A 14,096-nucleotide genomic window follows, 5' to 3' on the forward strand; every position below is an offset into this window, starting at 1 on the left:
ACCGCCTGTTCGTGGAAGCGGTTCTATATCGTTACCGTGCCGGCATTCCCTGGAGTGACCTGCCTGTCCGTTTTGGTGACTGGAAAAACGTCCACCGGCGATTGCGTCGCTGGTGCGAAGGCGGCGTGATCGAACGGATTTTCCGACATCTGGCCACCGATCGTGACAACGAATACATGATGATCGACAGCACGATTGTCCGGGCTCACCAGCACAGTGCAGGCGCCCGTAAAAAAGGGGCGCGGATCAGGCCATCGGGCGGTCCCGTGGCGGACTGACTTCGAAAATCCACGCCATTGTCGATGCTGCGGGAAAGGCGGTCGCCGTGTCACTGACGCCCGGGCAGAGAGCGGATATCACAGAAGCAGCCTCCCTGCTGGATGAAGTCGACCCTGCAGCCTTTATCGCCGACAAGGCTTATGATGCTGATCCGCTTAACAAAAGGTCGAAAAACGGCAGATCACACCGGTTATCCCTTCAAGGAAAAACCGACATAATCCACGGAAAATCAGCTTCCAGCTCTACAAAAAAAGAAATATCATTGAACGCTTCTTCGCCAGGCTGAACCAGTTCAGAGGCATTGCAACACGCTACGACAAGCTGAAGTCAACATTCCTCGCAGCAGTGCAACTCGTTTCCGCCATCATCGGAATTAACTGACGACACGCCCTAGAGACGTTAAATATCTAACGACCATGAGAAGAACGAGTCGCAAATCGAAACGTTTCTTGCATTTTATTCGCTCTCCCGTTGAGATGAGTATCGACGCGCGATAACCGCAACCCGTCAGCAAACTGAACCGTTGTTCAAGAACTTTGAATTTGATGTTTTTACGTCGACAGAGTGAATGACAGGAACAGCGTCAGGCCGACACCTACCATCTCTCAGACAAACCGTCGTAAGCCGCCGTCTGTATATATCTTTTGCCGGCGCGCGAAACCCAGTTTCGGCTTCTTCAACACACACGAGCAACCTAAAAAACCGAAATCAGCTTGCTCCTTGATCGTCCAGTGAACCCGCTCGCGATCGTTAGCAGCTTGTGAGGCGTCGTTAATCGTTCAGCGACGCAAGAAGAAACAGAAACGCATTCGGACTGAAACATCGCAATGAACGATCGTAATGCCCTCCCGCCCACGTCAGTCACATTAACGTTACAATTTTCGGGCCAACAATTCTGATAAAAAATCAAAACAAGCGATATTCAAATTCCGCAACAATTGTATATTTTATAATAAATTTAACATTTAACAGAAAATATAAAATAAAAAATTACAATTAATTCAATTTTTGGACGCGCCTCTAATTTACGCCTCCTGTGACTCTGCCCGCAAGGTTCCTCTTATGTTCCAAAAATTTATCAAATTTTGACGTGTAGCTGCAGCTCAAATCGTTGAATCTCAAAAATATGAATGTTACAATATCACGGCATCTCGAGCAGCTATGTCTTTTAAGCACGAAGCCGCTCGCTATATGGTTTCTCTCGCAACTGGTAGGCCACATTCAATTTTTGACGTTGCACCATCATGGCGGCGGCCTACCTTCATGCATTGTCGCATTCGCCGTTACGAAGAGGTCTGTTTTGAGCTGTGACAAAAACCGTGCGATTTTTTTTACGACCGATCGTGGGTTTCTTGTCCCTACCCTCGTCGCCGCAACGCAAATTCTCAACCAGCCCGATGTTCGCACGATTGCCGATATTTTCGTGTTTCTGGTTGGATTTTCTGAGCCAGAGGCTGACGAAATACGACGAGAGTTCCGTGACCAGCCGATAATTTTTCAGACAAGCTCGCCGTCGCGCTACTCGATGCCGGACGAAGCTGTGTTCCGTAAAACCCACGTGCCGCCGAGCGCCCTCGCCCGCCTCACGGTAGGTCGAAACATCCCGGAGCACTACAAGCACCTGACCTATTTTGATGGCGATATCCAGATCGTCGGCTCGATCCTTGACCTTATAAGCTTCGACGTCCCCGAAGGCTTGATCCTCGGCGCAACGGATCGTCCCTATGTCAAAATTCCTGAAAACGACGCCAGCGCCAGAACAACCCGGGACTACCTAGAATGCATCGGGATCAAAGACCCTCGAGACTATTTTAATTCCGGCGTGCTCTCCACGACCAGAGACACCTGGATTTCACTAAGCGACAAGGCCCTGCGGTATTTCCTGCAACATTCGGATCGCTGTCGTTTTCATGACCAGAGCGCACTGAATGCAATCTCGGTCGGTCACCGCCTCGCCCTTTCCCCTCGCTATAACTACGTTTCAACCTATGCCGAATGCGAGGCTGAAGACATGATCTCGCCTGCTGTGATCCATTTTACGGGGGCGCAAAAGCCATGGTTCGCGGACTCACGCCCATGGCGGGGACGCTTCAAAGAATCTTATGCCGCCATACTACAAGCCCACCCCATGCTGAGGGATTTTCCCTTCATGCCGGACGCGGAGCATATGGAACGCACTGATCGAGATGGGGAGCGTGCGTGGAAACTTCTGCGCCTGATCACACCGTGGCGCGTACCGCTAAGGCGCAGACGTATCCGTCGCTATCTGCGCGAAACCCAATTCGCAGTCTGACGAAAAAGTCCCTGAAAGAAACTTCGCCTTTAATCAGCGCCTACCTTTGCCTGCTCCCCCTGTCGCCAGCCGCTTGAGACGCATCATTCTCACACGCGTGTCGAACAGTCGTCGCGCTTTGCCATAAAGCGCCCTGTCAACCGCCGTCAGCGCGTCCAGCCGCGCCATAAGCCCTGCGGTCACAGGCTCCTCCTCACGAACGACAAAACTTTCCCTGTTAGTGACCAAGTCGGTCAAAACCTGTTTCGGCGCGACCCGAGGCATCTGCAGACCAAGCGCGTCGTTCAACACGAGGCGCGTATCCTCCATGCGCTCGACGAACCCGAACGCAGCCATGCCCTTAAGCGTTTTCCAAGCCTTTTTCAGCGCCTGGCCAGGGTCCGTGCGAAGAATATGGTCGGCGCCAACCTCACCTTTCTCACCTTCACGAATCAACTGTCCAACAATAGCGTCCCGGATGCCCGCGCTTCGATCGACCAACGGGTCGCTGAAGAATTCCTCCGCAGACATTGTACGGGTCAGTGGAATCAGTGGGTGAGAATCAATCTCGGGTGACGGCTTGTGTGCGCGCCAGAACCTGTAAACCGACAGTAATCTTTCACGTGGATCACGTAGCATAGTGATCAACCGGACTGTTCCAGGAATGGAGCGGCAATATGCCACGTCAAAATGACCGGAAAACAAGTCAAAACGCGATAATTCGTTGATCGTCCAGCTTCCCAGACCATCAAATCGCTCCGGGCAGATACGGTTTGCAGGAAACTGGGTGGTCAGCATTTCATGCAACGTCGTGCCGCCGCATTTTTCTATATGCACGAACGCGAGTCTGTTTCCGCTGAGAACGGTGTCATACACTTCGCCATTCAAAAAACGAAAATGCCTTACACGGGCTAGCCCCTCTTCCGATAAGGCCAGACGCCTCGATCTGGTCGCCGCGCCCGCAGAACCGAGCCCAAGTTCCGACGCTATTTCGTCCTCTGAAGGCAGGCGCCCAAGCAACTGCCACCACGCCTCACGAATCGCGCTTTCCTCGTTCGTTCGAGGAGGAGAAATTACACCGCTGCCCAAGCTGTCGTTATCGAGATCTGAATCATTCATCACACCCACGCTAATGCACGCACTTTTCGTCCGCAACGTGGATGAGAACGCTCGACCCGGCAAAAGACGCGATAGCTCCCGTTAGAAGCGATTTCCTTCAACTACGGCCTTCCGTCAAAATGGACGACGAGGGCTCCTGTCAAATCTGAAAAAATTTTGGCCCGACAGCACCTGCCGAGCCTCCACGGAATGCGCTCAGTCACCCGAACAGCCGAAGCGAATTACGTAATCCACATAAAAAAAGCCGACCCCTGAGGGTCGGCTTTTTTTTACGTCATCGCACCCGAGATATCAGGCCGACTTCGCCACGATCTCTTCCGCGACGTTACGCGGCACCGGATCATAGTGATGGAACTGCATCGTGAAGGATGCGCGGCCCTTCGTCATCGAACGCAGGTGCGAAATGTAGCCGAACATTTCCTTCAACGGCACCTGAGCGCGGACCATGACGGTCGAACCGGCCGTCTCCTGATTCTGGATCATACCGCGGCGACGGTTGAGGTCACCCACCACGTCACCGACGTGATCGTTCGGGGTCGTGATTTCGACGTCCATGATCGGCTCAAGGATCACCGGACCAGCATTCTTCATGCCTTCACGGAAGCAGGCCTTGGCGGCGATTTCGAAGGCCAGAGCCGACGAGTCGACGTCATGGTACTTGCCGTCAAGCAGTGTGAACTTGAAGTCCACCGTCGGGAAGCCGGCGAGTACGCCGCTGCTCGACTGCATGCGGATGCCTTTTTCGACCGCAGGAATGTATTCCTTCGGAACGGTTCCGCCTACAACCTTGTTCTCGAAGGCGATGCCTTCGTTCCGATCTTGCGGCGCGAACTCGATCTTCACTTCGGCGAACTGACCAGAACCACCCGACTGCTTCTTATGGGTGTAGGTCTCGATATGCGGGCGGCTGATCGTCTCACGATAGGCGACCTGCGGCGCGCCGACATTGGCGTCCACGCCGTATTCGCGACGCAGACGATCAATGATGATGTCGAGATGCAGCTCGCCCATGCCGGAAAGAATGGTCTGGCCGGTTTCCTGATCCGTCTTCAGACGGAGCGAAGGATCCTCGCCAGCCAGCTTCTGCAGCGCCAGCGTCATTTTCTCGACGCCATCTTTCGTCTTCGGCTCGACGGAGAGGTCGATAACCGGGATCGGGAAGGACATGCGCTCCAGAACCACCGGATCAGCCGCGTCGGCGAGCGTGTCGCCTGTCTGCGAGTCTTTCAGGCCGACGAAGGCCGCGATGTCGCCAGCGTGCACTTCAGAGAGCTCTTCGCGCTTGTCAGCATGCATCTGATAGATGCGGCCGATACGCTCCTTATGACCCTTCGTGGTGTTCAGAACGGTGTCGCCGGTCTTCAGCACGCCGCGATACACGCGGACGAACGTCAGTGTGCCGTATTTATCGTTGATGATCTTGAACGCGAGGCCCGCGAACTTGCCGTTCGGATCGACCGGGATAATCGGCAGCTTCTTTTCGTCGAGATCGTCGTCCGCGTCTTCCGGCGGCGCGCAGCGAATGCCTTCGACGTCGTCAGGCGCCGGCAGGTAATCGATAACTGCGTCGAGCAGCGGCTGAACGCCCTTGTTCTTGAACGCCGTGCCGCAAAGGACCGGGCGGAATTCACCGGAGATCGCACCCTTCTTGATGCACTTCTTCAGTGTTTCGACCGAGACTTCACCCTTTTCGAAGTACTCTTCCATCGCTTCGGTATCGACCGCCAGAGCGGTGTCGAGCAGGTTCTGGCGAGCCTCCTCAGCCTTCTCCTTCAGGTCGGCCGGGATTTCTTCGTCATGGAATTTCGCGCCGAGCTCGCCGCCTTCCCAGATGATCGCCTTCATCTCGACCAGATCGACGACGCCGAGGAAGTTCTCTTCCGCGCCGATCGGGAGCTGAAGCGGAATCGCAACGATGTCCAGCTTCTCCTTCAACGTGTCGAACGCACGGTAGAAGTCAGCGCCGGTGCGGTCGAGCTTGTTGATGAAGATGATACGGGGGACGTTATAGCGATCAGCCAGACGCCAGTTGGTCTCGGACTGCGGCTGAACGCCAGCGACGCCTTCAATGATGAAGATCGCGCCGTCGAGCACGCGCAGCGAGCGGTTCACTTCGATGTTAAAGTCGATGTGGCCTGGGGTGTCGATGATGTTGATGCGGTGGTCTTTCCACTCGCACGTCACGGCGGCGGACGTAATCGTGATGCCGCGCTCACGCTCCTGCGCCATGTAGTCGGTGGTGGTGTTGCCCTCATGGACTTCACCGATCTTGTGCGAGACGCCCGTGTAATACAGGATTCGCTCGGTCGTGGTGGTCTTGCCCGCGTCGATGTGCGCGGTGATCCCGATATTGCGGATCTTCGAGAGTTCGGACTTGGCGGACAAGGCACTTCTCCGGGAAACGGGCTGAGCCGATAGACTGGGCCGATAATACAGATGGGGCGCGACAGGAGACCTGCTCCGCGCGCCCCCGCCCGCCGCTTCCGCTCCCCGCGGCGTTAGCCGTCATGGGGAAAGCGGCCTCAGTCGGGCCACAAGACTAAGACATCCCGCCAATGCAGGACGTTCAAGCAGGTCTGGCGCGACCGAAGTCGCGCCTCCTGCCTCAGGCGCTGGCCTGCTTCTTGATCTGCGCGCGCTGAATGCGGCGCTTGATCACCTGCGCTTCCGTGGTCAGGTCACGATTCGGCGTGCCGAGCAGGAAGGCGTCGAGGCCGCCATTGTGCTCGATGGTGCGCAGGCCGCGCGTGGTCACGCGCATCGAAACCGGCGCGCCGAGCACGTCGGACAGGACGGACACGTCCTGCAGGTTCGGCAGGAAGCGGCGACGGCTTTTGTTGTTGGCGTGGCTGACATTGTTGCCGGTCAGCACGCCCTTGCCGGTAATCTCACAACGGCGGGACATAGAAATCATCCTCGGTCAAGAATTCAGGCCGAGGCGACGCCCGGCTTATCGTCATCAGGATCAGGCGCGGCTTATGACGGAGGTACCCCGCACAGTCAAGCGAAGTGTGGCCTTCAACGTCCGCAGCGTGACGAAAATCACCCGTGTGGCGACACTGGACCACACGAGTGAACTCAAACTCAGGAGTCGTGGCCTCGACGGGCGTGCTCGGCGTCCTGCAATTCGCCCGACCGGACGCTCTGCACCGCGCTGTCGAGAATCTTCAGGATCGTGTCCTTGTCCATCGTACGGGCGAGCAGGCCGAGCGAGCCGCCAAGCAGCGCCGACGCGACGGCCAGCGGCGCATGATTTTCTTCCAGCAGATGCTCGATCGCATGTTCGATCACCATCGCGCACTTGGTCAGTTCTTCCGAAACCTCGACCTGCTGCGCGCCGCCTTCGGGCGCCTGAGCGTTGTCCGTCATATCGTCTCCTGTCGCCCGGCCGGGCTTTCGCCGCCGGGAGTTACACTGTCAGGCCCCGTCAGGACAACACGACCGAGGGTTCGCCCGGCATGACGCTGCCGCCCGCCGCATCCGCCTCGTCCTGCGTTTCTTCCTGAGCGCCGTCCTGCGCCGCCCACATAGCGGCGTAGAGGCCATTATGGCTCATCAGTTCCGCGTGACGGCCCCTCTCCTGCACCCGACCGTCGCCAAGAACCAGAATTTCGTCCGCATCGACGATTGTGGATAGACGGTGAGCGATCACAACCGTCGTGCGCTCGGCCGCGACCGCGCGCAGGGCCGCCTGGATTTCGCGTTCCGTATGAGTATCCAGAGCGCTGGTCGCTTCATCGAGAATCAGCAGACGCGGATCTTTGAGAATCGTGCGTGCGATAGCCACGCGCTGCTTCTCGCCGCCGGACAGCTTCAACCCGCGCTCTCCGACACGCGTCTCGTAGCCATCGGGAAGCGAAACGATGAAATCATGAATCTGCGCCAGACGGGCCGCATGTTCGATCTCATCGCTGGTGGCGCCAAGACGCCCGTAAGCGATGTTGTAGCCAATTGTGTCGTTGAACAGGACCGTATCCTGCGGCACGACGCCAATGGCCGCGCGTAGATCGCTCTGGTTATAGTCCCGCACGTCCCGCCCATCGACGCGCACGTGCCCCGACGACACGTCGTAAAAACGGAACAGCAGGCGGCTGATGGTCGATTTCCCCGCCCCCGTCGGCCCTACAATAGCGATGAATGATCCCGGCGGGGCCGAAAAGCTGACGCCATGCAGGATTTCCCGATCAGGCCGATATCCGAACCGCACGTCCTCGAACGTCACGGAGGCCGGCGGAGCATCCCGCAGGCGCGCCGCGATCGGGGACGGATTCGGCGGATCGTCAACCTCCACCGTCTCTTCCAGAAGACCGAACATATGTTCCAGATCCACGAGCGACGTACGGATCGAAGAATAGATCGAGCCCAGGAAATTCAGCGGCGCATAGAGCTGAAGCAAATAAGTGTTGACCAGCACGAACTGCCCCACGGTGATGCGCCCTTGTGAAACGTCTGCCCCGGCTAGCAGCATCGCGAGGGTCATGGCGACGCCAATAATCGCCGCCTGTCCGAAATTGAGCATTCCAAGAGAATACTGGGTGTGCAGCGCCGCGCGCGCGTAGCGGGTCTGGGCGTCGCCGTAACGCGTCGCTTCGTGCGTTTCGTTGCCGAAATACTTCACGGTCTCGTAATTCAGCAGACTGTCCAGCGCCTTGCCCGTGGCCTCGCTGTTGATGTCGTTCATCCGTCGGCGAATGCCGATGCGCCAGCCGGTGAAGCCGAAGGTGAACGCCACGTAGGCGACGACGGCGAGAAAGATCAGCGCCGCGTAGCGCCAGTCGAACATCCCCCAGATCAGCCCGATCACCATCAACGCCTCAAGCAGCGTCGGAGCGATCACCAGAGCGGTGCGCAACAGCGTCTCGACCGCTTCGGTCCCGCGCTCGATGGCGCGTGTGACGCCGCCGGTCCGACGGTCCAGATGGAAACGCAGCGACAGGCGGTGCATATGCTCGAAGCTCCGCAACGCCGCGTCACGCGCGACGCGAAAACGCACCGGAGCGAACAGGGCGTCGCGCAGTTCGTTGAACGCCGACGACGCCAGACGAACGAGGCCATAGCCGACGATCAGGGCTATCGGCGTCGCCGCGACCGACCCGGGATGCGACAGCCGGTCGACGACGGCGCTGTATACGTACGGAACGAAAACGGCCGCCACCTTGGCCAGAACGAGAAGCGCCAGCACGCCGACCACGCGCAGCTTCAACGAAGGGTCGTTACGCGGCCAGAGATAGGGGAGAAGGCGGGCGAGGGTTACGCCGGTGGGGCTCACGGGGCGGGCGGGCGTCGGGGCGGCAGGCGCCGCCGACATGCGTAAAGAGGGGCTCATCGGGTCTGGATGTGGCCCGTTCCTACTGTTTTGCAAGGCCCGGCGCCCAGGAATCGGCACGTCATCGTATCATCTTGCGCCGACTTGACTGACACGCGCCGCCGGGTTGTATCGGAACGTAAAGGCCTGAACGAAGACGCGCGGCATCCGGGTCCGCGCATGACCGACGCTCAGGACCGACATGGAAGGCTGACGCCGCCGCCTCCCATCTCTACGAAAACGCCCGGCGCAGGCGCGGAACAGTCCTCAATGACGCCCTTCTCCCTCATCTCTCCCTCAAGCGACGCCACAGCCGACACGGATGATGGCTTCATGCGCCATATCCATGCGTGCAACGCACGACGATCTGACGTCGAGAGGCGACCTTTTCGCCTCGGAGGACACGTGGCGGGACTGGTCGAACCGACGGCCGCCGCCGCGCTGCACGAGGCGGGATTGAACGACCGCGACGGATTCGCTCTCCCCGACGCCTCCGAGCTTGAGGCTCTCGGGCGGCGCCTCGCTGCACTGGGGTTGTATCGGCCACATGACGAACTGTTCGACGTGCGGGCGACGCCCGGCGGCCCGGCGCTGGGGCGGATCGATCGGGGCGCCCTCCCCCTGTTTGGGTTCTTTGCGACCGGCGTGCATATGAACGGTCTCGTGCAGCGTTCGGACGGCTTGCATCTCTGGGTCGGACGGCGCGCCCGCGACAAGCGCCTCGACCCCGGAAAGCTCGACCACCTCGTGGCCGGTGGCGTGCCCGCCGGATACACGCCGGACGAGGCGCTTCTCAAGGAGGCTGAGGAAGAGGCGAGCCTGCCGCCGGAGGTGACGCGGCAGGCCCGGGGCGTGGGCGTGATCCGCTATGCGATGGATCGCCCCGAGGGGCTGCGGCGTGACGCGTTGCATTGTTACGACCTGCTTTTGCCGGAGACGTTCACGCCGCGCCCGGCCGACGGAGAGGTCGAGGAATTTCTCCTCCTCCCCCTTTCCGACGTGTTCGCGCTGGTCCGCGATACGGACGAGTTCAAGTTCAACGTCAATCTGGTGCTGATCGATCTATTTCTGCGCTTCGGGATGATCGACCCTGAATCGACGGAAGGACGGGTCCTGCGGGCCGGGTTGAACGGCCCTGTGTTCGACGACGAAGGCGCCGCAGCATGATCGCCCCGCACCGGGTCGCTGCCATGACCGTGCTTCTGGCGTTCGCAGGGTGCAAAAACGCTCCACCACAAGTCGCCCAGCCCCCGGCGACAGATATCACGACACCAACCCCGGTGACGTCCAACGTCGACGCACAGGCTTCTCTTTCCGGCGTCTGCGCACGACTTGGCACCGAACCGGGTCTGCAGATCACGCTCATGTTCGGCATGACCCGCCCGCGGGGCGGCGTCATCACGGACCCGCAGTGGCGTGACTTTCTCGCCGCCGAAATCACGCCGCGCTTCCCGGACGGGCTGACCGTTCAGAGTGGCTACGGACAGTGGCGCGACCGCGAGACCAACCACATCGGCTCCGAACCGTCTCGACTTGTCTGGATCGTTTCTCCATACGCGCCGGACCTGCGCGCACGGCTGGACGCGATCCGGACCCGTTACCGGACGTTGTTCCAGCAGCAATCCGTCGGCATGACCGTGGTCAGGAACTGCTCGTCGTTCTGACGCGCAGGTCCCGTTTTGGATATCCCGTCCGGCGTTAACGCGCCGGGTAGTGGAGAACGATGAAACGCCCGATCCGGTAGCGCGTCTCGGGCTGACCGAAGCTGCGCACCACGTCCGCTTCGTCATACGTCTCGGCGGGAAGCGGAACGAGCACGAAGAATGGCCCCCCGCGCAGCGCGTCGAATGAAAACGTCCGATGAATATGCTGAAACGGCTGGATGCGCCCTTCCGGATCTCGAATTCCCGGCAACACGACGACACGCCCCAGCGACGCGACCTCCAGATTGAGGGACGACCACCAAGTGCCGACGCCCAGCCGCGGTTCACGTCGCAGCAGCGTCGCCAGCAATGCGTTGTCCTCGCTGGACAGGACGCCCGTCGAACGCCGCGATAGCGCGCCAATGTCGGATGCCGCCGTCGCCACGAAGGCCAGCGCGGCCAGAAGAACCGGCAGTCTGGCGCGGGCGCACAGCAGGGCCGCCACCACGCTCATGTTCAGCCAGAGAGGAAAGAGATACCGGACGGCGGCTATGGAGCGTTGTTCGACCGCCAGCCGGTCGCTGAAGACCAGACTCAAAAGATCCAGCGCGCTGGCGAGCAGGAGCAGTGGCAGGAAAGGCCCCGCGGCTTCGGACTCGTCCGTCCGACCAGAAACGACGCTGGCGGCGCCACGACCGATTGGTTCGACCCGAAGACGGCCCACGCACACCCACCACACGCATCCGGCCAGCAGCAGTAATCTGGTCAATTCCGGAGCCACGTTCGTAACCACCCGCCCGAACGGATCAGCCCCGAAAGCGAGAAGCACGCAGTGCGCGGTTACGCCGATATTGGCTGCAATGTCGTTCCAGTCTGCGAAACGGGGCGCCAGGCGATCCGCCATGAAGCCGCCGGTCGCAGCATTGAGCGCGAGGATCGCGGGGGCCAACATCGCCGCCATGACGGCCACGGCCGCGACGCGCGTCCTGCTCTTTTGTGACCCGGCTCCGAGCCAGGACCAGAGCAAAGCGGGCGCGACCCCCACGACCTGCATCAGCGGATCGCCAAGGACACCCAGAAAGAGCAGTCCCCCGATCGCCGCGAGACGCTTGCCGGACGGGCGCGCCATGAAGGCGTCGATGAAGTGAAACGCCCATATCGCGTAGAGAATCGTGCCGATATGGATAGCGGAAAGCGTGATAAAGTAAGCCGTTTCGCTCCGCATCAGCGGCACGGCCAGCAACGCTGCGAGCAGCAGCCCACCGCCGAATCGCGCCTGCCCCTGCGGCAGGCGGCGGAGAGCGAACCACAACGCCGAAGCGACCACAGCCGTCCACAGTATGGCGGGCTGCAACATCAGGAGCAGAGGGCTTGCGGCAGGGCGCCCGACGCAACGCCAGATACCCGATAGAACTGCCGTCAGGGCGATGTCCGACGTCCAGAAATCAGGCGCCGTCAGACGCCACCCGTGCAGACGCCAATCGCCAGAAGCGGCCTCGACGCCCGCGAGAAAATAGCCAGTCTGATCCGAGGTCTTGGGCCACAGCGACGACGCGTGAAAAGCGATCGCAGCATAAACGAGAGCTGCTGCAGCCCAGAGCGCTGGCGTGAAACAGCGGCGAACGATGGAGCGTTCGGCCGTCACCACGCGCATTGAGACGTGGTTCCGCCGACGCTCATCGCGATCAGGGAACCAGAACGGTGGCGCTCGCGGCGCAGGCGATGCCTTCCTCGCGGCCTGTGAAGCCAAGGCGTTCGGACGTGGTCGCTTTCACGGAAATCCGGTCGATATCGACCTGCAGCAGCGAGGCCAGACGCTCGCGCATCGCAGTGGCGTGCGGGCCGATCTTCGGGCGTTCGCAGATCAGCGTGACGTCCGCGTTGATCAGCATGCCGCCCTTTTTACGAATCAGTTCGCCCGCATGGACGAGGAAGCGCGCGCTGTCAGCGTCCTTCCATTCGTTGTCGCTCGGCGGAAAGTGCCGCCCGATATCGCCTTCAGCCAGCGCACCGTAAATGGCGTCGCACAATGCGTGGATGCCGACATCGGCGTCAGAGTGCCCGGCGAGGCCGCGCGTGTGCGGCACGTCGATGCCGCAGATGATCAGGGGACGGTTCTCCGCGAACGCGTGAACGTCGTAGCCGAAGCCGGTGCGCGGCAGCAGGGCCGGGCCGATCAGGCGTTCCAGGCGCACCAGATCCTCCTCATAAGTCAGCTTGATATTGTCTTCGGAACCCGGCGTCAGCGCCACGCTGAAGCCCGCGCCCTCCAGCAGCAGCGCGTCGTCCGTCGCCGTCGCCGCCTGCGCCGAACGGTGCAGGTCGCGCAGCAGGGGAAAACGGAATCCCTGCGGCGTCTGGGCGCGAAACAGATTATCGCGCGACACGGTGGCGTCGATAACGCCGCCTTTCCCACGCTTCAGCGTATCGGCGACGGGCACCGCCGGAATGGCGCCGGGGTGTTCGCCGAGGGCCGCGATGACCGCCTCGACAAGCCGCGCCGGGACGTAGGGACGCGCGCCGTCGTGCACCAGCACGAGGTCCGGGCGTTCGCCTTCGGGCAAAGCGTCCAGCGCCTCCAACCCTGCGCGGACGCTGTCCTGACGCTCCCGCCCGCCGACGACAGGCGGCAACGCGTCCAACCCTTTCAGCGCTTCCGCCAGCATGAGCGGATCGCCTACCGGCTGAAGCAACGACACATGGGGCGCCAGCGCCTCTGCGGCATGGCGAATGACAGGGCGACCGGCAAGCGTCACAAACTGCTTGGCGGTGGTGGATCCTGTGGCCGCCGCATAGCGGCTTCCGGACCCGGCGGCGAGGAGTATGGCGGCGACACGCATGATGGCGGAGCAATGCGGCGGGATGAGCTTTCCGTCAAGCATTGCGCGATCCGGGCGGGCGTTCCTGTATATTAGGGGAGCTTGCGTTTGTCCCTGCGCGAACGGAAGCCGCCAAGCCCATCGCGAAAGTTCGAACATACGGCCATTGCCGCCACGCGGACATCCAGTGTGTCTACGTCGGGCTGTGAATCGGCAACTGAACCGACCAATCGGGCCGCCGAGATTAAAATTTAGGCGTAGTTTTCGCGGGACGACTCCTCGCCACGAAATAACGTCGCCCAACCGGAGTATCCCGCGCACCTCACCTTCTTCATCACTATGGCCTGTTAGGTCTTGAGATGATCTGCTGTTGCAGCGATGCAGATGACAGCCATGAAGGACGTAGCGGTTTTCTCATACCGCGTGGCGACTGCTCTCCACTCCTTGAGGCGTGCCCACAGGTTTTCCACCAGATGTCGGTGCCGATAGGCCCATTTCGGGCAGGCTACTTGCGGTTCGTTGCGTTTTGTCGGGATGACCGGGCGTGAACCCCTGTCCCATAAGGCCTCTCGAAACTGGTTCGAGGCATAGCCCCGATCGCAGACGACGTAGCGCGGGGCGTGCGGCAATGCGTCAAGGAGGGCCATGGCCGAGGGAAG

General features: G+C 60.4%; 11 protein-coding genes and 1 pseudogene. 4 read left to right on the forward strand and 8 right to left on the reverse strand.

Features of this window, described 5'->3' with window-relative positions:
• Positions 1–660, forward strand: a pseudogene (locus G442_RS24635) (IS5 family transposase); the annotation flags it as partial.
• Between the two features lie 919 nt (positions 661–1,579).
• Entirely contained in the window at positions 1,580–2,572 is a 993-nt protein-coding gene (locus G442_RS0118070; protein ID WP_026399098.1) for a glycosyltransferase family 8 protein, read from the forward strand.
• A 33-nt stretch (positions 2,573–2,605) separates the two neighbouring features.
• Here G442_RS0118070 and G442_RS0118075 read toward each other — a convergent pair whose 3' ends face one another.
• The 5 genes from G442_RS0118075 to G442_RS23300 form a co-directional block, all read right to left on the reverse strand.
• Positions 2,606–3,670 (reverse strand): sulfotransferase family protein, encoded by a 1,065-nt coding sequence (locus G442_RS0118075; protein ID WP_026399099.1) that lies wholly within the window; start codon positions 3,668–3,670, stop codon positions 2,606–2,608.
• A gap of 291 nt (positions 3,671–3,961) precedes the next feature.
• Positions 3,962–6,055 (reverse strand): elongation factor G, encoded by a 2,094-nt coding sequence (gene fusA / locus G442_RS0118080; protein WP_026399100.1) that lies wholly within the window; start codon positions 6,053–6,055, stop codon positions 3,962–3,964.
• A gap of 220 nt (positions 6,056–6,275) precedes the next feature.
• Positions 6,276–6,575 carry a 50S ribosomal protein L28 gene (gene rpmB, locus G442_RS0118085; RefSeq protein WP_026399101.1) on the reverse strand — a complete coding sequence of 100 codons (300 nt, stop codon included), beginning with the start codon at positions 6,573–6,575 and terminating at the stop codon, positions 6,276–6,278.
• Between the two features lie 179 nt (positions 6,576–6,754).
• A complete protein-coding gene (locus tag G442_RS0118090) occupies positions 6,755–7,039 on the reverse strand; it encodes a hypothetical protein (protein ID WP_026399102.1) in 285 nt (94 codons plus the stop codon).
• A 58-nt stretch (positions 7,040–7,097) separates the two neighbouring features.
• A complete protein-coding gene (locus G442_RS23300) occupies positions 7,098–8,996 on the reverse strand; it encodes an ABCB family ABC transporter ATP-binding protein/permease (protein ID WP_174766907.1) in 1,899 nt (632 codons plus the stop codon).
• A gap of 249 nt (positions 8,997–9,245) precedes the next feature.
• On the opposite strand from G442_RS23300, the gene G442_RS0118100 reads away from it, so the two are divergent.
• Both G442_RS0118100 and G442_RS23305 read left to right on the forward strand, forming a co-directional pair.
• Positions 9,246–10,142, forward strand: a complete 897-nt coding sequence (locus G442_RS0118100) for an NUDIX hydrolase (RefSeq protein ID WP_051292525.1) — start codon at positions 9,246–9,248, stop codon at positions 10,140–10,142.
• A complete protein-coding gene (locus tag G442_RS23305; protein WP_026399104.1) occupies positions 10,139–10,639 on the forward strand; it encodes a DUF3574 domain-containing protein in 501 nt (166 codons plus the stop codon). Before G442_RS0118100 ends, G442_RS23305 begins: the two co-directional genes overlap by 4 nt.
• A 34-nt stretch (positions 10,640–10,673) precedes the next feature.
• Here G442_RS23305 and G442_RS0118110 read toward each other — a convergent pair whose 3' ends face one another.
• The 3 genes from G442_RS0118110 to G442_RS0118120 all read right to left on the reverse strand — a co-directional run.
• On the reverse strand, positions 10,674–12,272 hold the full coding sequence (locus tag G442_RS0118110; protein ID WP_051292524.1) for a hypothetical protein: 1,599 nt from the start codon (positions 12,270–12,272) through the stop codon (positions 10,674–10,676).
• A 31-nt stretch (positions 12,273–12,303) separates the two neighbouring features.
• Complete coding sequence (ispF, locus tag G442_RS0118115; RefSeq protein WP_026399106.1) at positions 12,304–13,458, reverse strand: 2-C-methyl-D-erythritol 2,4-cyclodiphosphate synthase; 1,155 nt, start codon at positions 13,456–13,458, stop codon at positions 12,304–12,306.
• A 326-nt stretch (positions 13,459–13,784) separates the two neighbouring features.
• Positions 13,785–14,096, reverse strand: a 312-nt coding sequence (locus tag G442_RS0118120; protein ID WP_026399107.1) for an IS5/IS1182 family transposase, incomplete at its 5' end; no start/stop codon positions are given.

The organism is Acetobacter nitrogenifigens DSM 23921 = NBRC 105050 (assembly GCF_000429165.1).
Classification (GTDB): domain Bacteria; phylum Pseudomonadota; class Alphaproteobacteria; order Acetobacterales; family Acetobacteraceae; genus Acetobacter; species Acetobacter nitrogenifigens.

Bases quoted from the DNA above. Each gene is read 5' to 3' on its own strand.
- G442_RS0118075 (WP_026399099.1), bottom strand. From the start codon at position 3,670: ATGAATGATTCAGATCTCGATAACGACAGCTTGGGCAGCGGTGTAATT.
- rpmB (WP_026399101.1), bottom strand. From the start codon at position 6,575: ATGTCCCGCCGTTGTGAGATTACCGGCAAGGGCGTGCTGACCGGCAAC.
- G442_RS0118090 (WP_026399102.1), bottom strand. From the start codon at position 7,039: ATGACGGACAACGCTCAGGCGCCCGAAGGCGGCGCGCAGCAGGTCGAG.
- G442_RS23300 (WP_174766907.1), bottom strand. From the start codon at position 8,996: ATGAGCCCCTCTTTACGCATGTCGGCGGCGCCTGCCGCCCCGACGCCC.
- G442_RS0118100 (WP_051292525.1), top strand. From the start codon at position 9,246: ATGACGCCCTTCTCCCTCATCTCTCCCTCAAGCGACGCCACAGCCGAC.
- G442_RS23305 (WP_026399104.1), top strand. From the start codon at position 10,139: ATGATCGCCCCGCACCGGGTCGCTGCCATGACCGTGCTTCTGGCGTTC.
- G442_RS0118110 (WP_051292524.1), bottom strand. From the start codon at position 12,272: ATGCGCGTGGTGACGGCCGAACGCTCCATCGTTCGCCGCTGTTTCACG.
- ispF (WP_026399106.1), bottom strand. From the start codon at position 13,458: ATGCGTGTCGCCGCCATACTCCTCGCCGCCGGGTCCGGAAGCCGCTAT.